The 16230-nt window shown below is 66.6% G+C and carries 15 protein-coding genes; 5 read left to right on the forward strand and 10 right to left on the reverse strand.

Features of this window, described 5'->3' with window-relative positions; genetic code table 11:
* Positions 1–1342 (reverse strand): DNA gyrase subunit A (locus ACLP25_RS23320; RefSeq protein ID WP_442471516.1); only part of this gene is annotated, 1342 nt, incomplete at its 3' end.
* Between the two features lie 168 nt (positions 1343–1510).
* Here ACLP25_RS23320 and ACLP25_RS23325 point away from each other — a divergent pair.
* The gene (locus tag ACLP25_RS23325) at positions 1511–1879 is read left to right on the forward strand and encodes an MAPEG family protein (RefSeq protein WP_442471517.1); all 369 of its coding nucleotides are present in this window, start codon (positions 1511–1513) and stop codon (positions 1877–1879) included.
* Positions 1880–1995: 116 nt separating this feature from the next.
* On the opposite strand, the gene ACLP25_RS23330 is transcribed toward ACLP25_RS23325, so the two are convergent.
* From ACLP25_RS23330 to ACLP25_RS23340, 3 genes are all read right to left on the reverse strand, one after another.
* Entirely contained in the window at positions 1996–3039 is a 1044-nt protein-coding gene (locus ACLP25_RS23330) for a cytochrome-c peroxidase (RefSeq protein ID WP_442471518.1), read from the reverse strand.
* A 1007-nt stretch (positions 3040–4046) separates the two neighbouring features.
* Entirely contained in the window at positions 4047–4820 is a 774-nt protein-coding gene (locus ACLP25_RS23335) for a pyrimidine 5'-nucleotidase (RefSeq protein ID WP_442471519.1), read from the reverse strand.
* Between the two features lie 115 nt (positions 4821–4935).
* Entirely contained in the window at positions 4936–6039 is a 1104-nt protein-coding gene (locus ACLP25_RS23340) for an A/G-specific adenine glycosylase (protein ID WP_442471520.1), read from the reverse strand.
* Here ACLP25_RS23340 and ACLP25_RS23345 point away from each other — a divergent pair.
* The 3 genes from ACLP25_RS23345 to ACLP25_RS23355 are packed head-to-tail and all read left to right on the forward strand — an operon-like array spanning position 6028 to position 8466.
* Positions 6028–6600: a DUF721 domain-containing protein gene (locus ACLP25_RS23345; protein ID WP_442471521.1), complete on the forward strand. Its 573-nt coding sequence runs from the start codon at positions 6028–6030 to the stop codon at positions 6598–6600. The genes ACLP25_RS23340 and ACLP25_RS23345 overlap by 12 nt on opposite strands.
* A gap of 4 nt (positions 6601–6604) precedes the next feature.
* Positions 6605–7483, forward strand: coding sequence for a diaminopimelate epimerase (gene dapF, locus ACLP25_RS23350; RefSeq protein ID WP_442471522.1), 879 nt, complete (start codon positions 6605–6607; stop codon positions 7481–7483).
* The gene (locus tag ACLP25_RS23355) at positions 7480–8466 is read left to right on the forward strand and encodes a DUF1624 domain-containing protein (RefSeq protein WP_442471523.1); all 987 of its coding nucleotides are present in this window, start codon (positions 7480–7482) and stop codon (positions 8464–8466) included. Before dapF ends, ACLP25_RS23355 begins: the two co-directional genes overlap by 4 nt.
* 6 nt (positions 8467–8472) lie before the next feature.
* On the opposite strand, the gene ACLP25_RS23360 is transcribed toward ACLP25_RS23355, so the two are convergent.
* Together ACLP25_RS23360 and ACLP25_RS23365 are read right to left on the reverse strand one after the other, a co-directional pair.
* On the reverse strand, positions 8473–10380 hold the full coding sequence (locus ACLP25_RS23360) for a PAS domain S-box protein (protein WP_442471524.1): 1908 nt from the start codon (positions 10378–10380) through the stop codon (positions 8473–8475).
* Positions 10381–10582: 202 nt separating this feature from the next.
* Positions 10583–10729, reverse strand: coding sequence for a hypothetical protein (locus ACLP25_RS23365; protein ID WP_442471525.1), 147 nt, complete (start codon positions 10727–10729; stop codon positions 10583–10585).
* Between the two features lie 256 nt (positions 10730–10985).
* On the opposite strand from ACLP25_RS23365, the gene ACLP25_RS23370 reads away from it, so the two are divergent.
* Complete coding sequence (locus tag ACLP25_RS23370) at positions 10986–12548, forward strand: DHA2 family efflux MFS transporter permease subunit (protein WP_442471526.1); 1563 nt, start codon at positions 10986–10988, stop codon at positions 12546–12548.
* 38 nt (positions 12549–12586) lie between these two features.
* Here the strand turns inward: ACLP25_RS23370 and rhaM are convergent, their stop codons facing one another.
* The 4 genes from rhaM to ACLP25_RS23390 all read right to left on the reverse strand — a co-directional run bounded on the left by rhaM (position 12587) and on the right by ACLP25_RS23390 (position 16173).
* Positions 12587–12901 carry an L-rhamnose mutarotase gene (gene rhaM, locus ACLP25_RS23375; RefSeq protein ID WP_442471527.1) on the reverse strand — a complete coding sequence of 105 codons (315 nt, stop codon included), beginning with the start codon at positions 12899–12901 and terminating at the stop codon, positions 12587–12589.
* A gap of 135 nt (positions 12902–13036) precedes the next feature.
* Positions 13037–14140 carry an autoinducer 2 ABC transporter substrate-binding protein gene (locus ACLP25_RS23380; RefSeq protein ID WP_442471530.1) on the reverse strand — a complete coding sequence of 368 codons (1104 nt, stop codon included), beginning with the start codon at positions 14138–14140 and terminating at the stop codon, positions 13037–13039.
* A 69-nt stretch (positions 14141–14209) separates the two neighbouring features.
* The gene (locus ACLP25_RS23385) at positions 14210–15181 is read right to left on the reverse strand and encodes an ABC transporter permease (RefSeq protein ID WP_442471528.1); all 972 of its coding nucleotides are present in this window, start codon (positions 15179–15181) and stop codon (positions 14210–14212) included.
* Positions 15178–16173 carry an ABC transporter permease gene (locus ACLP25_RS23390; RefSeq protein WP_442471529.1) on the reverse strand — a complete coding sequence of 332 codons (996 nt, stop codon included), beginning with the start codon at positions 16171–16173 and terminating at the stop codon, positions 15178–15180. Before ACLP25_RS23390 ends, ACLP25_RS23385 begins: the two co-directional genes overlap by 4 nt.
* Between the last annotated feature and the right edge of the window lie 57 nt (positions 16174–16230).

Genomic DNA, 16230 nt, shown 5'->3' on the forward strand with positions numbered 1-16230 from the left:
CGTTCGCGCTGATGACGTTCCGCTCGTCCTCGATCAGCGCCAGGAGCGAGATAACGTCGGCTGCCGGCCATTCGCGTTCCATCAACGCGACGCGCGCGGCGGCGCCGTCGGCGCTGGCGCGGATCAGCCGGATCACCTCGTCGATGTTGGCGACCGCGATGGCGAGGCCGACCTGGATGTGGGCGCCGTCGCGCGCCTTGGCGAGGAGATATTTGGTGCGGCGGGTGACGACGTCTTCGCGGAAGTCGAGGAAGGCGCGCAGCATGTCGCTGAGCGTCATCATTTCGGGCCGGCCGCCGTTCAGCGCGATCATGTTGCAGCCGAAGCTCGACTGCATCGCGGTAAAGCGCCAGAGCTGGTTGAGGACGACCTCGGCGACCGCGTCGCGCTTGAGCTCGATGACGATCCGCATCCCGTCTCGATCGGACTCGTCGCGCAGGTCCGAGATGCCCTCGACGCGCTTTTCGCGTACGAGCTCCGCGATCTTCTCGATCAGTGTCGCCTTGTTGACCTGGTAGGGGATCTCGCTGACGATCAGCGCCTCGCGGTCCTTGCCCTTGCGCAGCTCTTCGACCGAGACCTTGGCGCGCATGATGATCGAGCCGCGCCCGGTCGCGTAGGCCGCCCGGATTCCGGAGCGGCCGAGAATCGTTCCGCCGGTCGGAAAGTCGGGGCCTGGCAGATGCTCGATCAACTCGTCGAGCGTGATGTCCGGCTTCTCCATCATCGCGAGCAGCGCGTCGATGGTCTCTCCGAGATTGTGCGGCGGGATGTTGGTCGCCATGCCGACGGCGATGCCGCCCGCGCCGTTGACCAGAAGGTTGGGGAAGCGCGCCGGCAGGACGACCGGCTCCTCCTCCTTCTCGTCGTAGTTCGGCTTGAAGTCGACGGTGTCCTTGTCGAGATCCTCGAGCAGCGCCAGCGCGGAACGATCGAGCCTCGCCTCGGTGTATCGGGAGGCCGCCGGCGGGTCGCCGTCGACCGAGCCGAAATTGCCCTGCCCGTCGATGAGCGGGACCCGCATCGAGAAGTCCTGCGCCATGCGCACGAGCGCGTCGTAGATCGCGAGATCGCCGTGCGGATGGTACTTGCCCATCGTGTCGCCGACGGTGCGCGAGGACTTGTTGTAGGGGCGGTCCGGCGTGAAGTTCAGCTCGGACATCGCGTAGAGGATGCGGCGATGGACGGGCTTGAGGCCGTCGCGGACGTCGGGCAGGGCGCGGCTCACGATCACGCTCATCGCGTAATCGAGGTAGCTGCGCTTCATTTCATCGAGGATCGAGACGGGTTTGATGTCGGCCGGCTCTTCGGGGCCGGGTCTGTCGTCGCGGGTGTCGCTCAATTCTCTGCCTCGGTTCGCTTCGGCTAGCGTCTAGCCGATTTCGGAGCGCGACGGAACCGCATCGACGGCGTCGGGCGCGATCGGCCGTCAACGTCGTTGACAGGGCGTCGCAATTGGCGCCGATGATCGTCCTGGCCGCTGGGAAGTCGCGGCTGGGAGACGTTATCGATGACCATCGCCATCTGGTGCATTCTGATCGCCGCGATATTGCCCTATGTCGCGTTCGGGTTCGTCAAGGGCCTCGACCCGAACCAGCCGCGCACCCACCTCGGCGATCTCGCCGGGCAATCGGTCCGCGCCTACGGCGCCCACCTCAACGGTCTCGAGACGTTTCCGTCGTTTGCCGCCGCCGTGATCGTCGCGCACATGATTAGCGGCCCGAGCCGGATCGCGGACGTCCTCGCCGTCGTCTACGTCCTGCTGCGCATCGGACACATGGCTGCCTACATCGGCGGCCGTCAACCTCTGCGGTCGGCGGCGTTCGGTCTGGCGCAACTCGTTGCGGTGGCGATCTTCGTCTCGCCGGTGTTCCGCTAAAAACAAGACCCCTCGCCCGGGGTACGGGAGAGGGGTCTTTTACGCCCCAGCAAAGGGGGGGATGCTCGAGCGAATCGGGCGCGCTTAAGGGGTGTGGCGGCGCGCCCTCAAAACGCCTACTTCGCCAGCGACGGCTGCGGCGTCGCGTCGGTCCTGACCGGCAACACCGGATACGTAACGTCCGGCAACTCGCCCGTCAGCGTTCCGAGGAAGGCGACGATGTCGTCCTCCTCCTTGTCGGTGAGCTTAGCGCCGAGTTGCGACGCCCCCATCACGCCGACCGCCTGTTTGAGGCTCCAGACTTGGCCGGAATGGAAATAGGGCGCGCGCAGGGCGACGTTGCGAAGCGGAGCAGCGCGGAACACGTATTCGTCGCTCGCCGTCCTGCTGACGTTGAATCGCCCCTTGTCCGTCGCGGGCAGCACTTCGGCGCCCGGGTTCTCGACGACGCCGAACGGGAAGTACCCCTGACCGCCGACGTTGACGCCGTTGTGGCATGCGACGCACCCCTTCTCGACGAACAGGGCGAGACCCGCCTTCTCCTGCTCGTTGAGTGCGTTGGCGTTGCCTTCGAGATACTGGTCGAATTTTGAGGCCGGGGTGATCAGGGTCGCCTCGAAGGCTTCGACCGCCTTGGCGAAATTGTCGAAGGTGACAGGCGCGGGCTCGTTCGGGAAGGCCTTCTTGAACAGGTCGACATACTCCGGCATCGAGGTCAGGACCTTCACGACGTGATCGGGTGTGGCGTTCATCTCGACGCTCGCCTGCACAGGGCCCTTCGCCTTTGCCTTGAGGTCGGCCGCCCGGCCGTCCCAGAACTGGGCGACGTTGAACACGGCGTTGTAGACGGTCGGCGCGCGGCGCGGACCCTTCTGCCAGCCATGGCCGACCGAGGTCGGGCCGGCGTCGACGCCGCCGGTGCCAAGGTTGTGGCAGGTGTTGCAACTGATGATCTCGCTCGCGGACAGCCGCGGATCGAAGAACAGCAGCTTGCCGAGTTCGATCTTCTCATGGGTGACGGCGTTGTCCTTCACCGCCGGGACCATCGAGGGGATCGGCTTGAAGTTCTGTTGCGCCTTCGTCATCAGATCGTCGGCCGACGCCGGCGCCGCTGCAAGCGCCAGGACCGCTGCCAGCGCCCCTCCCAGTAATTCGCGCATAAATTTTCTCTCCTCAGACCTACGTCGGGCCCGCCCACGCGAAAACGTCGCCCCAGCTTCGCGTGACGCGTTTCAGACGCCGGCGCCGGACGTTAGCCCGACTTTCTCAACTGGAGCAGGTAGCCGGCGATCTTTGGGGCTGAGAGGGAGCAAAAAGCGAGTCGGTTCAACGACGGGCTTTGAAAATCGCGTGTAGTGGAGACCAAGTGTCTTTTCAGAAGGCCTCTTTGGCGTAGACTCGGCTTGCCATGTCTTTGCGCCCGAATCGACGTTTCAATGACGGAAGCGAGCAGCACTGCTACTGGAGCACTTCCTTCGGCAACTCGGGCTCACCCTGCCGCCGCCCGCCCACCGCGAACCACCGCTCCTGCCCCACGGGCTCAGCAGTCGCATCCCGCCATGTAGTGGAGACCTTCGACCGCCCCGCCTTGATTCCACGACCCTTTCCGCCCGCTCGCCTCCCCAGTTGAGAAAGTCGGGCTAGGGGCTTTCCCGTTTGCATGCCATCTCTCAAAATCAGCGATTTACAGGCTTGGTTTTTACATCACCCAGCAATGGCCGCTGCGGGTCGAGTCCGGGCCTCGGTGAGCTGCGGACGTCCGGGTGCCGGATTTGAACCCCTAGAGCGACATTTGATTGCGAAAAATCTGAAATTCCGGCATGATCCCTGATGCGAGATCAGACGAGCCGCAAGCGCAAGCGGATCGAGGTCGGTCCTGGAGGGGACGCGGGCCGTTTGCGCGGGGACGGGCCGCACGATGCAAAAAATTCGCCGCGGGCTCGCGCGCAACCCTTTGAAAAGGCTCGTTTCGGTCGAGAGAATCCAAGGAATTCCAAGAAAATCCAACCATCCAAAACCCCGGATTCGCGGAGCCGGCGCCTCGCCCTGCGGAGCCCCGAGGAAATCCAAATTTCTAACGTTTTAACGTTACAGTCGCGTATTATAATGACATGAAATCGCCCGAGCAAGGACACCTCGCCCCCCGCAAGGCCGCCCCCGCCCGCCGCTACGCCAACTGATCGTTGAGGCGCTCGAGAAAGCCGCCGAGGTCGTCGGTCACGATGTCGGCAAGGCTCGCTGCGGCCTCAGCGCTCGTGCGGTCGTGGGGCTGGCGGTGGTCGCTCTGTCCCGGCTTTGGCGTGACCAGGACCGTCGTCATGCCGCGCGCCCTCGGAACGGCGAGGTTCTTGACCACATCCTCGAACATCGCCGCCGACCGCGGGTCGAGCCGGTAGCGCTCGAAGAAGGCCGCATACGCGGCTTCTGCGGGCTTCGGCGTCAGACCCGCCGCCATGATGTCGAAGGCGTCCTCGAACAGGCCGTCGAGCCCAAGCTGGCGCGCGGTCAAAATCGCGTGATTGCGGGAGCCGTTGGTGAAAATGAGCTTGCGCCCTGGGAGCCGGCCGACCTCGCGGGCGAGCGCAGGGTTCGGCTTCAGCGCGGAGCGGTCGATGTCGTGGACGAATTCCAGAAACCGCTCCGCCTCGTCGATGTTCTCCTCGACGAGACCCCTGAGCGTCGTGCCATGGCGCAGATAGTAATGCTGGTGCAGCGCCCGGGCGGACTGACCGTCGAGCCCGAAGAGATCGATCAGGAACAGCGTGATGCGTTCATCGATCAGCGGCCACAGGCCGCTGTCGGACGGATAGAGCGTGTTGTCGAGATCGAACACCCAGGTCGAGACATGTTCAAACTGCGCCCGCAGATCTCCGCAAGGGGCCGGTCGGGCCTCCGGGGAAAAAGCGTCTTGAACGGCGGGAACGGCGCCGAGCTTGCCCAAGGTGTCTCCATACGGTCGGGAGAGTCAGGCTATCGGCGATCGCGTCGCCTTTTCAAGCGAATTCGACCCGCCGGCGCCCGGAGAAGCGCCACCAGACCAGCCGGGCTCGACGGTTTTATGACAGCGGCTCGGCCGGCCCGCCGCGACCGCGCTCGAGCGCGTGCGCGACGGCCTTGCGCATGACGTTGGAGAAACCGGCCTCGGGGACCGCATCCTGCGCCACCCAGAAGTGATGGTCCGGCGCCGCGCCCTCGTAGGGCGCCGCGTAGACCTCAAGGCTTAGCGCGAAATGGGTGAAGACCTGCTCGACGGCGCCGGGCAACCGTCGCCAGCGGGCCGCGATCGGCGCCCCTTCCGCCCAAGACCCTCCCGGCCCGTCGCCCGTCCACGGCGTGCCCGGGAGTTCGACGGTCGCGGCGAGCAGGCCCTTCGGCGGTCGCCGCCGGGCAAGGAACGCGCCGTCCCTCCGGTGTGCGAAGAAGACCGCTCCCATTCGCCGCGGCTTCGCCTTCGCCGCGCCTTTCCGCGGATAGGCTTCCGGCGCGCCGGAGCCCGACGCGGCGCAGTCCGGGCGCAGTGGACACGCGCTGCAGTCCGGGTTCCGTGGCCGGCAGAGGGTTGCGCCAATGTCCATCAGCGCCTGGGCAAAATCGCCGGCGCGGCGGGAGGGGGCAAGCGCCTTCGCCGCGGATGCGATCACGTTCCGAGACTCCATGATCGGCGTCTCGAGCCTCATGAGGCGGGCGAGAATGCGCGCGATGTTGCCGTCCACCGGCGCCGCCTGTCGATCGAAGGCGATCGCCGCGATTGCCGCAGCCGTGTAAGCGCCGACGCCGGGAAGCGCCCGCAGGACCGCCTCGTCGGACGGAAACCGGCCCCCGCGCCTCGCGATCTCCCTGGCGCAGGCGTGAAGATTCCGCGCGCGGGAATAATAGCCAAGTCCGGCGAAGGCGCTGATCACCGCCTCGATCGGCGCGGAGGCCAGATCCTCGACGGTCGGCCATTTCTCGATGAACGCCCGGTAGTAGGGCGACACGGCCTGAACTGTCGTCTGCTGGAGCAGCACTTCCGAGAGCCAGACCCGATAGGGGTCCGGCGCTTCTCCGGGCTCTGCCCGCCAAGCGAGCGAGCGTCGGGCGCCGTCCCACCATTGCAAGGTCCGTGCGACGATCGCATCCCGCTTTTCCTCGAGCCCGGCCAAGCTTAAATGATGGTTCATGCGAAAGACTCGCTCCTTCGTGCGACCATGACTTTTCAGCGGCGCGGCGCCAAGCCGCTCGATGAGCTCCTGCGCGGCGTCATCAACGAGGCGCTTGCGGCGCGCGGCCTCGGCGAGGCCAGCCTGATCGCCGACTGGCCGGCGATCGTCGGCGACAGCGTCGCCAGGTACGCCCGGCCGCTGCAGCTGCAATGGGCGCCGCGCCCGGCAAAGCGCGATCCCGAGGCGCCGGTCGCCCCGGCCACGCTGGTGCTCAGGGTGGACGGCGCCTTCGCGCTGGAGGCGCAACACAACGCGGCGATCATCGTCGAGCGGGTCAACGCCCATCTCGGCTGGCGCTGCGTCGACCGGATCGCGTTTCGCCAGGGACCATTGCCGCCGCTAAAGGAGAAACGGGGGGCCGCGCCGGCGCCGAGCGAGGCGGCGGAGGCGGAGGCGCGGCGGGCCGCCGCCGCAATCGGCGACGAGGCCTTGCGCGAGGCCTTGACGCGGCTCGGCGCGCGGGCGATCGACCGGTCGGCGCGCCGGTTCTCCGGCGCGGGCGCCGCGAAGGGAGAGTGACGGTTTGAGCGGAAGCACCCTGGCGGGGCGGCGAATTCAGCGCATGAACGGGGCGGGCAACAAGATCCTCGTCCTCGACCTGCGCGGCGCGCCCGGCGCGCCGAGCGCGGAAGAAGCGCGCGCCATTCACCGCGCGCCGGGACTTGACTACGACCAGATGATGACGCTGAGCACGCCCCGGACGCCGGGGACGGCCGCCTATGTCCGCATCTACAACAACGACGGCAGCCTCGCCGGCGCCTGCGGCAACGGGACCCGCTGCGTCGCCGACCGCCTCAGCCGCGAGCTCCGCGTGACCTCGCTCGCGGTCGAGACGGAGGCGGGCGTCATCGCCTGCGAACGGGTCGGGTCCGCATCGTACCGGGTCGACATGGGGCCGCCGCGGCTCGGCTGGCGCGACATCCCGCTCGCCCACGCCGTCGAGGACACGCGGCGGGTGGACCTCGCCTGGGCCCCGGGCGATCCGCTGGCGGCGCTCGGCCCGGCCGCGACGGCCAACATGGGCAACCCGCATGCGGCGTTCTTCGTCCCCGACCTCGCCGACGTCGACGCGGCAGGCTCAGGCGCGCGGATCGAAGTCCATCCGACGTTTCCGGAAAAGGTCAACGTGACCTTCGCCCATATCGACGCGCCCGACGCGGCGACCGCCGTCGTGTGGGAGCGCGGCGTCGGCCTGACGCTCGCGTGCGGCTCGGCCGCCTGCGCGACCGTCGTCTCCGGCGTTCGCCTCGGGCTCCTCGCGCGCAGGGCCGTCGTCCGCCTGCCGGGCGGCGAACTCCTTATCGAATGGCGCGAATCGGACGACCGCGTGCAGATGACCGGGCCGGTCGAATTCGAGGGCGAGTTCGTCCTCGACGACGCCATATTCGAAGCCGCGGCGTGACCGCCGCCCACGGGCCGGTAGACGATCCCCCGAAGCCCGGCGGGCGCGTCGACGCGGTCGACGTCGCGCGCGGCGTCGCGCTGATCGGCATGGCGAGCTTCCACCTGAGCTGGGACCTCGCCGACTTCGGGGTCGTCTCTCCGCTCCTGCCGTTCACGCCGCCCATGCGTCTCCTGTCGCATACCGTCGCGAGTGCGTTTCTGGCGCTGGTTGGGGTGTCGCTCGCGCTCGCCCATCGCGATCGGCTGAACCTCTCCGCCTTCGGCAGGCGTTTTGCGCTGATCGTCGGCGCCGCCGCTCTCGTGACAATCGGAAGCTCTTTCTTCGCGCCGGGGCTGACGATTGGGTTCGGCATCCTCCACTGCATCGCCCTGGCGAGCCTCATCGCTCTGCCCCTGATCGAAGCGCCGGCCGCAGCGAGCCTCGCCGCCGGCGTGGTGGCGATCGCTCTGCCGTTTTTCGTCCACTCGAAGGCGTTCGACCCGCCGGCGCTCCTGTGGCTTGGCCTCGGCGAGGCGCTGCCCAACACGCTCGACTGGCGCCCGCTGCTGCCATGGGCGGGCGTCACGCTCCTCGGTCTCGGCGCAGCCCGGCTGCCGGGCGTCCTGCCCTGGCTAATGAGGCCAGGCCGCTGGCGAGCGCGCTCGGCGCCGGCTTGGGCGATCGCTTTCGCTGGACGGCACAGCCTTGCGGTCTACCTGCTGCACCAACCGATCTTGATCGCCCTCGTCTGGACCGTCGCAGCCTCCGGCCTCGTCGCGCCTTGGGCGCCGCCGAAGCTGGACGATTCCGCCTTCCTCGCCGCCTGCAACCGTTCCTGCGTCGCGAGAGGGCGCGCGGCCGACGAGTGCGACAGCGGCTGCCAATGCGTGAAGGACGCGATCGAGCGCTCCGACGAGGCCGCGAGACTCGGCAAAGGCCCGGCCGAAGGCGAGCGCGGCGCCGAGCTCAAACGCATGGCGGACGCGTGTATGGGACGCTGATCGCGTTCACCCGGCCGGCTTGTCCAGAACTTCGCGGAGCTTCGCAGCGAGTTCGCCCGCGGTGTACGGCTTCTTGAGCCAGGCGCCCTTCTTCAGTCCGAGCCGAGCGATCGCCGGCTCGGCGTAGCCCGAGGTGAAGAGAACCTTGAGGGCGGGCTTCACCGCCAGCGCCGCCTCGGCAAGCTCGAGGCCCGTCATGCCGCCTGGCATCGTCATGTCGGTGAAGACGAGCGCGACCTCAGGTCGGGCCATGAGCTGAGCCATAGCCGCCGGGCCGTTCTCCGCCTCGACGACCTGGTAGCCGAGGCTCCTCAGCCGCCGGCTGAGCACGCGTCGCAAGCGCGGATCGTCCTCGACGACGAGAATCGCGTCCGATCCCATCGGGAGATTCGAGGCCTGCGCCTCGGCGCCCCGCCCCTCCCCAGCGGCGTCGACGACCGGGAGGTAAAGTCGTACGCTCGTGCCTTGTCGCGGTTCGCTGTAGATCTGGATGTGGCCGCCGGACTGCTTGACGAATCCATACACCATGCTGAGGCCGAGCCCTGCGCCGGCCCCCGCCGGCTTGGTGGTGAAGAAGGGCTCGAAGGCGCGGCGGCGCACCTCTCCCGACATGCCCGTCCCCGTGTCGGAGACCGTGACCAGGATATAGCGGCCGGTCCGGACCTCCGGGTACATCTGGGCGTAATCGGCGTCGAGCCGGACAGATGAGACCTCGACGGTCAATCGCCCGCCGCGCGGCATCGCGTCCCGCGCGTTGAGCGCGAGGTCGAGCAGGGCATTTTGCAGTTGCTCGGAGTCGACGACCGTGAGGCTCGCCGACGGAGGCGTCACGAGGTTGAGTTCGATGGCCTCGCCGAGCGTCCGGCGCAGTTGGCCGGCGAAATTCGCAAGCAGAGAAACGACGTCGGTCGGCTCGGGATTGAGCGGCTGGCGTCGACCGAAGGCGAGGAGTTGCGCGGCGAGCTTGGCGCCGTCCTGCGCGGCGCCCTGCGCCTCGCTCGCGAGTTCGCGCTGGTCGGGATCCCTGAGTTGTGGGACGAGCAACTCCAGATTTGCGATCACCGCCATCAGGAGGTTGTTGAAGTCATGCGCGATGCCGCCGGTCAGCTGCCCAACCGCCTCCATCTTCATGGACTGCCGGAGTTCCTCCTCCGCCTTCTGCCGGCTGGTCAGATCGCGGAAGAAGGCGGTGAAGATGCGCCGGCCGTTCGCACGCGCCTCGCCCACGGAAAGCTCGACCGGGAGGACGGTCCCGTCTTTGGCGACAGCCCGGGCCAGCCGGCTGAATCCGATGATGTGGGCCTCCCCCGTCCTGAGATAGTTGGCGATGTGAGCATCGTGCTCGGACCGGTCAGGCTCGGGCATCAGCATCTTTACATTGCGGCCGACGACCTCTTCCGGGCGATACCCGAACAATGACGTCGCCGTCGCGCTGAACAACGTCACCAGACCCTGCTCGTCGATCCCGATCATTGCCTCGGGAACCGTGGCGAGGATCGAGCACAAATGCGCCTCGCGCTCGGCGAGCGCGGTCTGGGTGGCTTTCATCTCGGTGACGTCGTGGGTGAAGATCACGACCCCCCCAACGCCGCCTTCCGGGAGGCGCCAGGGCATGACTTGCCACCTCAGCCACTGGATCGCGCCGCCCGAGCGCTCGAACGCCTCGCATTCTTGAGAAAAGGCCTCTCCGGCCAGCGCGCGCTTGTGGAGCTCCCTCCAGCGCTCCGGAATTTCGGGAAACACATCGTAGTGGCTACGGCCGATAATCGGCCCCTCGATGTTATAGTCCTTGAGCCAGCGCGGACTCGTCGCGAGGTAGCGCATATCGCGATCGAACATGGCGGCCGCGTCCGGCGCGTTCGCCACAAACGAGTCCAGACGCCCCGTGAGACTGAAGTCGATTTCGTTGCGCATCTGCCGACCTTTATCACTGTCCGAGCGTCGCGAATTGCGTTCAGAATGCGGGCGCTCGCCGAGGTGAGCGCGCTGACAAGGACGTTTAGCTCCGCCACGACCCATCACCGCGATGACCACGACGCCGATCGGCGCGCGGTCCGGTCAACGGCGACCCGACCGGGCTGCAATGCGCCGCTCCGGAAAGCGACAATCGCAGCCGCTAGCTTACCGACCTCGTCGCCGGAATCATGGTTTCGGTGATGAGCGCAACCGGGTCGGCGCCCTTCGCGAGCGCCTCCTCGACCGGCCGCGCGAGCGGCGCTTTGCCGTCCACGATCGCGTCGAACAGGTCCTGCGACAGCGCCATCGCGCCCTCCCCCGGCGCTCGAGTTTGAAGTCCCCGACGAAGTTTCGCGGAAGTCTAGGCGAGGCCGCCACGGGAAATCCATGGCGCGCGGCGCCGAACGGGTGCGGCCCATCGTCACGGGCGATGGGCCGCGTCACGGTGTCCGACCGCGACAATCCGTCCGTCGACACCGGTTTGGCGCGCGCTCTAGACTGCCGCCTTGCGGACCTGCTCGAGCGGCTCGCATCCCCGTGGCGCCGCCCGCGCCCGAGAAGCGATGACCGACGCGTTCAACGATGACAGCCCCACGCGTCGCACGCTGTTGACGATCGGCGTGATGCTGGCTGTCGTCATGCAGGCGCTCGATACGACCATCGCCAACGTCGCGCTGCCCTACATGCAGGGCTCGCTCTCGACGACCCAGGATCAGATCAACTGGGTGTTGACCTCCTACATCGTCGCCTCGGCGATCATGACCGGGCCGATAGGCTGGGCTGCGAACCGGTTCGGCCGCAAAAGGCTGTTCGTCATGTCCGCCGCCGGCTTCACGCTCGCTTCGATGCTGTGCGGGATCGCCCAGACGATCGGGCAGATGGTCGGCTTTCGGCTGTTGCAGGGCGTGTTCGGCGCCGGGCTCGTGCCACTCGCCCAGGCCGTGATGCTCGACATCTATCCCGTGGAAAAACGCGGGTCGGCGATGGCGACGTTCGGCATGGGCGTGATGCTCGGGCCCATCATGGGCCCGACGCTCGGGGGCTGGCTGACGGATTCCTACTCCTGGCGCTGGGTGTTCTATGTCAACCTGCCGTTTGGCGTGCTGACCGCAGTCGGCCTCGCGTTCCTCATGCGCGAGACGCCGACCTTTCGGACGCCGTTCTCATGGATCGGCTTTCTCAGCCTGTCGCTCGGCGTCGGCGCCCTCCAATTGATGCTGGACCGCGGACAGGACCTCGGCTGGTTCGATTCGGGCGAAATCGTCGTCGAGGCGATTCTTTCGGTGGTCGGATTCTACTTCTTTTTCGCCGAGGCGGCGACGACCGGCCGCCCGTTCATCCCGCTCAGAATGTTCCGCGACCGCAACTTCGCCCTCGCCAACGGAATGATGTTCCTGAACGGCCTCATCCTGCTTGCGACAATGGCGCTGTTGACGCCCTTCCTTCAGACCCTGCTGGGGTACCCGGTGGTGACGAGCGGCTTCATGCTCGGCGCGCGCGGCATCGGCACGCTCGGCTCCATGATGCTCGTGGGCCGCCTGCTCAACAATGGCGTCGATCCGCGGGGGTTGATGCTGGTCGGCTGGTCGATCGCGACCTACGCGCTGTGGCAGATGTCCGGCTGGAACGCCGAGACGCCAGGGAGCCTGATCGTTGTCACCAGCGTTACGCAGGGCGCCGGGCTCGGTCTCGTCTTCGTGCCCCTGCAGACGGTCGGTTATTCGACTCTGCCGGCGGAGTTTCGCACCTATGGCGCCGCGATGTGGACGCTGGTTCGCAACATCGGCTCTTCGATCGGCATCTCGTTGATGATCGCCAATCTCGTCAACAACACCGCAATCTTCCACAGCCACCTCACCGAGTTCGTGACCCCCTTCAACGATGCGATGAAGCTGCCCAACGCCGCAGGAAGCTTCTCCTCGTCCGGCGCGCAGGGCCTGGCCATGCTCGACGGATTGGTCACTCAGCAGGCGGCGACGATCGCCTACTGCAACGACTTCCTCATCATGGCGTATTTCTCTCTCATCGCCTTCCCGCTGATCCTCATGTTCCACGTGCCCAGGGCCGCCCCTGCGTCCGGCGCCGCGTCGCAAACGCTCGATGAAAATCACGCAACGATCGAGTAACGCCGGCGAAAGCCAGGGCGCGGGCGCCGGCCTCGCGATCAGTCGAGATGGAAGACTTCCACCAAAGGCGACGTGACCGGACTGCCGTCGGCGTTCGCGGCCATGATGTCCTTCATTGACGCCCACCAGCGCTGCATGACGGGATCGAGCGGCAACTCGTCCATGCCGTGATGTTCGGGCCGCTCAAGATAGGCGAGCAGCGTGTTGGTGTCGGGGTCGAGGAAGATCGAATAGTTGACGACGCCCTTTTCCTTGAGCAGGGCTTTGAGTTCCGGCCAGATCGCGTCGTGACGCTGGCGGTATTCGTGCGCTGCGCCCGGATTAAGGAACATCTTGAAGGCGTGACGCTGCATCGTAAGCCTCGGCTTTCCCTTCTCCGCGCGCGCCCCCTTCCGAGCGCCGGGATGGGGGCCAGGTGTTCAACCGTTTGCGTGGCCCCTTATCCCAACCCTCTCCCCGTTCCGCGGGGAGAGGGGACTCGTACGCGATCAGAAGTCGAACTTGTCGATGTTGTCCTTGGTGAAGATGAAGGGCGGCCCAAGCAGGACCTCGCTGCCGTTGATCACGTTGAGCTTGCCGAGCTTGCCGCCCTCGACCGACGCGTCGCCGGGCTTGAGCTTGCCGTCCACTGCGGCGCGCAGGACGTAGGTCGCCGCATAGCCGAGATCGATCGGGTTCCACAGGACCACTGACTTGACGCAGTCGTTATGCACGTAGGGCTTCATCGCGTTCGGCGTGGCGAGGCCGACGATTGCGACCTTGCCGCAGAGGCCTGCCTTGCTCACCGCTTCGGCGGAAGCCGGCGTTGCGACCGAGGTCATGCCGAACAGGCCCTTGAGCTTGTCGCCGTATTTGTTGATGAGCGTGGTCGCCTGGTTGAAGGAGAGGTTGTTGTCCTCCTGCGCCTCGACCGTCTCGAGCCACTGCAGCTTCGGATGGCACTTGGCCGCATAGGCCTGCATCTCCGCGATCCAGCGCGCCTGGTTTGGCGTGGTGAAGGTCGAGGTGACGATGGCGAAGCTGGCGTCCTCTCCGCTCTCCTTGGCCATCGAGTCGATCATCGCCTTGCCGATGCCGTTGAACTGGGCCTGGTTGACGAACCATTCGCGCGCGTCGGGCGTCGAGTTGGCGTCGTAGCCGACGACGTGGATGCCCTTGGAAAGCGCTTTTTTCAGTACCGGCGCGATCGCGACGGGATCGTTGGCGGCGAACAAAATGCCGTCCACGCCGCTGGTGATATAGTTGTCGATGAACTTGATCTGCTCGTCGATCTTGGCCTCGGTCGGGCCGTCGGTCTTGGCCTTGACGTTGCCGAGCTCCTTGGCGGCGTCCTGGATGCCCTTCGACGTCGCGTTGAAGTAGCCGATGCCGATCAGCTTCGGCACATCGACGATGGTGATCTCCTTGCCGGCGTTGTTCGGCGGGTTGGTCGGCTGCCCGCCGTCGTATTTCACCGGCGCAGTCGCCGCGGCGGCGCCCGTCCCGCATTCAAGCGGGCTCGTCGGCAGATCGTCGCCGCCGTCCCACTTGCTGGCCGCGTTCGCGCCCGCGCCCCAGACGGACAGCGCGAAAGCCGCCGCCGCCGTCGTCATGAGATATTTCGTTATCATTGTCGCTTCCTTCCCTGCTTCGCCGCAAAACGCGGCTGAACATATTTGCCGTCATTCCCTTCGGCGCTGGAGCGAGCTTGCGATCAGCACCGAGAGAATGAGCGCCACCCCTATGACGACGATGGTCGCGTCGCCCTTGACCCCCGTCAGCGCCAGCCCGTTCTTCAAAAGCTGGATCATCACCAGGCCGATCACCGTGCCCCAGATCGTGCCGGAGCCGCCGAAGATGCTGGTCCCGCCGAGCACGACCGCCGCGATCACGTCGAGCTCGTAGCCCATCCCCATGTCCATGCGCGTGGTCGTGACGCGCGAGACGAGCACCACCGCCGCGAGCCCTGAGGCAAGACCGGAGAGCGTGTAGATGATGAGCTTCGTGCGATCGACGTTGAGCGCGGAAAAGCGCGCCGCGGTCTCGTTCGAGCCGATGGCGTAGAGCGCGCGCCCGAAGGTGGTCCGGTCGAGCGCGACGCCCGCAATCACGATCAGGACGATCAGGATCAGGAGCTGCGTCGGCACGCCGAAAATGTCGCCCTGGCCCAGGACATAGAACCACTCGGGATATCCACGAACGGAATGCGCCTGGCTCACCCCCTCCGCAAGGCCGCGGTAGAGCGCGAGCGTGGCGATCGTCATGATGAGCGGGGGCACCTTGATCCGGGTGATCACGAAGCCGTTGACGAAACCCGCCAGGCCGCCGATGAACAGCGCAAAGACGATCGCGAGCGGCATCGGAAAGCCGAACGTCTTCCACGAATAGCCGAGCATGACTGCGCTAAGGCCGACGGTCGCCCCGACCGAGAGGTCGATTCCGCCGGTGATGATGATGAAGGTCATCGGCAGCGCGATCAGGCCGATCTCCGTCATCAGCCGGCCCTGATTGAGCAGATTGTCGACCGTGAGGAAGCGGTTGTTGAAGGCGCCGAGGCCGATCAGCGCAAGGATGAGGATGATCGCGAGCAGCGTCTCATGACGCTTAAGCCACCACGGGGCGCCGCGGGCGGCAGTGTCGGTCGCGATGCTCATTTCTTCCACCCCCGTGCGGCGCGGCGTTGGCGGCGGAGAATATCGGCGATGACGGTCACGAGGATCAGCCCACCGCGCAAGGCGTCGGTCCAGTAGGGCGAGACATTGATGAAGACGAGAGCGCTGGTGATCTCGGCGATCAGAATGGCGGCGAGCGTCGAGCCGACCACAGTTCCGACGCCGCCGAGGATGCTCACGCCGCCGACCACAGATGCGGTGATGATGGTGAGCTCGAGACCGGACGGCGTAGTCGATTGGATGACGCGAAGCTGCGTCGCATAGACGAGCGTCGCAAGCCCGGCGAAGAGCCCGTGGATGGCGAACACCATCACGACAGTACGCTGCGGGTTGACGCCACAGAGCCGCGCCGCTTCCGCATTGCCGCCGGTCGCATAGACCGCGCGGCCGCTCGGCGAATAGCGCATCCAGAGCGCCGCCAGCACAGTGGCTGCGACCATGATCACGACCGGCATCGGGACGCCGAGCACATTGAGGTCGGCGAGATGGAAGCTCTGCGGCAGGTCGGTGATCCACTTGCCCCCGGTGACGCTGATGAGGCCGCCCTTGAGGATCGACAGCATGCCGAGCGTGACCACGATCGCGGGAATGCGCAGATAGGCGACCACCACGCCTTGCGCCGCCATCACCGCGACGCCGAGGACGAGCGGCGCGAGCCAAGTCACGGCCGTCGGCGCGCCGGCGACCGCGAGCGAGCCGCTGACGGTGGCGAGCACGCCGATCAGCGCGCCGACCGAGATGTCGATGTTGCCGGAGACGATCACCATCGACATGCCGATCGCCGCGATCGCAATATAGGCGTTGCCGAGCAGGATGTCGGCCAGATTGCGATAGGCGAGAAAGCGCGGATTGACGAAGCCGACGATCACCGCAAGTCCGATCACGGCGACTGCGAGCAGCGCCTCCTGCGAGGCGAACCGCCTGAGAACGCCGCCGCGCGGACCGGCCGCGCTCGTGATCGGGATGGCGCTCACGCTGCACGCTCCATCGTTGCGTCGGAGCCCATCATCGCCGCGCCGACCGCCTCCGAG

It is taken from the genome of Roseiarcus sp. (genome assembly GCF_052145395.1).
Taxonomy (GTDB): domain Bacteria; phylum Pseudomonadota; class Alphaproteobacteria; order Rhizobiales; family Beijerinckiaceae; genus Roseiarcus.

Coding starts and splice junctions, on each gene's coding strand:
- ACLP25_RS23370 (WP_442471526.1), top strand. CDS start 10,986: ATGACCGACGCGTTCAACGATGACAGCCCCACGCGTCGCACGCTGTTG.
- ACLP25_RS23330 (WP_442471518.1), bottom strand. CDS start 3,039: ATGCGCGAATTACTGGGAGGGGCGCTGGCAGCGGTCCTGGCGCTTGCA.
- ACLP25_RS23385 (WP_442471528.1), bottom strand. CDS start 15,181: ATGAGCATCGCGACCGACACTGCCGCCCGCGGCGCCCCGTGGTGGCTT.
- ACLP25_RS23325 (WP_442471517.1), top strand. CDS start 1,511: ATGACCATCGCCATCTGGTGCATTCTGATCGCCGCGATATTGCCCTAT.
- rhaM (WP_442471527.1), bottom strand. CDS start 12,901: ATGCAGCGTCACGCCTTCAAGATGTTCCTTAATCCGGGCGCAGCGCAC.
- ACLP25_RS23345 (WP_442471521.1), top strand. CDS start 6,028: ATGATGGTTCATGCGAAAGACTCGCTCCTTCGTGCGACCATGACTTTT.
- ACLP25_RS23380 (WP_442471530.1), bottom strand. CDS start 14,140: ATGACGACGGCGGCGGCGGCTTTCGCGCTGTCCGTCTGGGGCGCGGGC.
- ACLP25_RS23365 (WP_442471525.1), bottom strand. CDS start 10,729: ATGGCGCTGTCGCAGGACCTGTTCGACGCGATCGTGGACGGCAAAGCG.
- ACLP25_RS23340 (WP_442471520.1), bottom strand. CDS start 6,039: ATGAACCATCATTTAAGCTTGGCCGGGCTCGAGGAAAAGCGGGATGCG.
- ACLP25_RS23360 (WP_442471524.1), bottom strand. CDS start 10,380: ATGCGCAACGAAATCGACTTCAGTCTCACGGGGCGTCTGGACTCGTTT.